Source organism: Mobiluncus curtisii subsp. curtisii ATCC 35241 (assembly GCF_000146285.1).
GTDB lineage: Bacteria > Actinomycetota > Actinomycetes > Actinomycetales > Actinomycetaceae > Mobiluncus > Mobiluncus curtisii.
The window spans coordinates 425,018-427,632 of sequence record NZ_GL385912.1; the positions used below are offsets into that span (position 1 = coordinate 425,018).

Annotated in this window: 3 protein-coding genes; all 3 read left to right on the forward strand. The window is 51.8% G+C overall.

The window, feature by feature from the left end:
• Nucleotides 1-40 precede the first annotated feature (40 nt).
• Nucleotides 41-997, forward strand: a complete 957-nt coding sequence (locus HMPREF0574_RS01885) for a DUF418 domain-containing protein (protein WP_004006979.1) — start codon at nucleotides 41-43, stop codon at nucleotides 995-997.
• A gap of 2 nt (nucleotides 998-999) precedes the next feature.
• A complete protein-coding gene (locus HMPREF0574_RS01890; RefSeq protein ID WP_004006980.1) occupies nucleotides 1,000-2,040 on the forward strand; it encodes a trypsin-like serine protease in 1,041 nt (346 codons plus the stop codon).
• Nucleotides 2,041-2,453: 413 nt separating this feature from the next.
• On the forward strand, nucleotides 2,454-2,615 hold a 162-nt coding region (locus HMPREF0574_RS09890), incomplete at its 3' end, for a transposase-like zinc-binding domain-containing protein (RefSeq protein WP_428829131.1).

A 2,615-nucleotide genomic window follows, 5' to 3' on the forward strand; every position in this document is an offset into this window, starting at 1 on the left:
TGGGACACTTCACTAAAGTACTAGTAAAGGAGGGAACTGAGTGTCTAAACCTTCACGAATCGTGGGGCTTGATGTAGCGCGCTCACTCGCGATCATCGGAATGATAGTTATCCACATGGCCTCGCTACTTTGGAGTACCAAAGTAATACTCTCTGGCCTACCCGCATCATTATTTGCCATCATCGCCGGCGCGACGATGATGATTATTGGACGAAACTACACCAGCGCCACTTTCTTGCGGCTGATAGCCCGAGGCGCTTTAATCATCCTCATCGGTCTGGCACTACTGCCCGTGGGTGGACAAATCCAAGTGGTTCTCATCGTAATGGGCCTGGTAATGATCCTAGTTTCCTGGATGCCCGCATTGGGAACGTGGTGGAGACTCGGTCTATTTATTGCCGCCACAATCGCCGCAACAATCGTTTACGCCCCCATCGAACTGCCACAGATTTATCCGCTATTGGCATGGATTGCATACTTCATCGGTGGCATGCTTCTTTTCGATGTGTACCTGCGCGACCGACTACATCGCAACCCCGATGAGAACAGCAACCCTAACACTCGACTGAGCTGGATCGTAACCGCTATCAGCGTTGTCATCGCTGGTATCGGCATCTACTTCCGATTTGACCCAGACATTCCCAGCTGGCTCAGCTTTACCGGTCACACCGGTGTTGCCGGAGAGATTATCCTCTCCGTTGCCGTTGCAGCCGTAGTGATCCACCTATGTGTGCTCATAGGCGATCTCTCTTCAACCTTAGTTTACCCTTTCGCTGCCATGGGAACAATGTCGCTAACCATTTACATTCTGCACATTCTCACCGCTTTCTACTGGCAGCAAAATGTCGCGTTGCATTCCACTTTGTCAGCAATCGGTTTCATCGTATTCTTCCTCGTCGCAGCCAGCCTCTGGAAGAAGTTTGCAGGACAGGGTCCTGCTGAGAAACTCGTTGCCACCACGATCAAGGTCATTGTTCCTTCTAAGAAAGGGAATTAACCGTGAAAAAATCACATTTTTCGTTCGCTGCCATTGTCAGCGCCACCCTGCTAATGACTGCAACTCCGGCTCTCGCACTCGAATATGGAGATCCGGCGCCCGATAATGCGGAAAGCAGTTCCGTTGCCGCGCTCAAAATGGGCAAAATCGGCAGCTTTGGTGACTGCACAGGCACACTCATTGCCGACCAGTGGGTACTCACAGCGCGCCACTGTCTAGAGTCAGTCAACAATGAAGGCACCCAGGCACGCATCGCTGGAAAGGTCTACAACGCTGATTCCTGGGCTCTTTCGCCCACATCTGACGCGGGGTTACTTCACCTGACTGAGAAAGTGACTAACGCAACCCCCGCAAAAATCTCCCACGATATTCCAACCCCAGGGCAGACGGGAACTCTTTACGGTTGGAGTAGCAGCTCGTCAATGGCACGATCTGGACAGCTACCAATGGCCAAAATGGTTGTCAAAGAGCTACTAGGTGGCGCACCTTCCGGTTCTGACACGCCGAGTGCTCCCGAAACTCCTTCCGATTCCAAGACACCTACCGGCGCTGATGCGTCTACAGAGACTGCCCCGCCACAGGCTCCACAGTCAAAACCTGGAATGACAGAAACTGGCCAAACCGAGTCTAATCCTGAGGGGATGTCGGAAGTCCCAGCCGACAACTCCATACAGCCTAGGATCGAAACCTCTATCTTGGATGTGCAGTCAGTTTCTGGAGCTGGCATGCAGGGCGGTGACTCTGGTGGCCCGTTCTTTGTCGACGGAAAGCTTGCGGGACTTGCTACCGCTGGAACTGCCAATGGGGATCCGGACCTTCCCTCCCCTAGTGCTGCAATCACCACAGTTGCAGGCACCGCCGAATGGATCGACAACATTATCTCTGGCCGCGACACCCAAAGCGTTCTAACTGCAGAAAACACTCCTGCACCGCCAAAGAACATTCAAAGCAGTGGCGATAATATTTGGGGTTACCTTGCTATCGCACTCGTAGGCCTTGCCGTGGGAGCAATCGGCTCACGTATCCGCAATGCGCGCCAGTAAGGATTCCTACTGGACTGTCTAGCGAATAGCATTTCACCCTTTGAAGCCGTCTCCCAGAAAACTGGGTGGCGGCTTCAAACATTAGCTCTTTTACAGTCATGCGACCCGTATCTGCCCCCCTTGCCTACTGAAGTTCACAACCGATCAGCATTGCTGCTGAACCAACAGGAAGATCATAGAAAGCCAGTAACCGAAACCTGGCTCAATCCGTGCTCGGGTCACGAAACAGGGTTAAAGGACAAATTGTGTGTTTTTTGTTTGGGTTTTTGGTTCTGTTTTTGCGTTAAAGCCGGGTTTTAAGTTGGTTTGGCTCAACTTTGAGGTCGGTCATTTTGTGTGTTTTTTGGACGGGTTTTTCGTTGGGGTAGCGGCTTAAAGTCTGGTTTTAAGTTTGGTATTTCATGCTTGAGGGCATGAGTAGACTTAAATGCCCGTTTTGTGGTGGAGCGTTAAAGCGTAATGGTAGGACTAGCTCTGGGCGGCAGCGTTGGCGTTGCGGGGGTTGTGGGAGGTCTGAAACCAGGCGTATTGATAACTCGGCTAATGAGTTGCAGGTTTTCTTGTCGTGGCTGTTT